Here is a 247-nt window from a genome sequence, read left to right as displayed (position 1 = left end):
TAGACAAAGATCCGGTTCCAGTTTGGTCTAAGGATAATAGAGCCCAATATTATTTTAGCGGCAAACGAATCACTCGTGGTCTGTATCAAAGTAAAGCAGGAACATGTATTCATGCGGATATTAATGGTGCGCTGAATACATTGCAAAAATCACAAGTTGTAGAATTGGATGGCAATCTCAAAGTAAAAACGCCGATTCTATTAGAAGTGCAAAAACGTAAGGCTGTTGCTTCGCGCATAGCTTAGTG

At 39.7% G+C, this 247-nt stretch carries 1 pseudogene; it reads left to right on the top strand.

From position 1 onward, the window contains the following. Nucleotides 1-245, top strand: a pseudogene (locus tag BAQ44_RS18610) (RNA-guided endonuclease TnpB family protein); the annotation flags it as partial. Nucleotides 246-247: the final 2 nt, after the last annotated feature.

This window comes from Bacillus mobilis, from assembly GCF_001884045.1.
Lineage (GTDB): Bacteria > Bacillota > Bacilli > Bacillales > Bacillaceae_G > Bacillus_A > Bacillus_A mobilis.
This window is presented reverse-complemented; position numbering and strand designations above follow the sequence as displayed.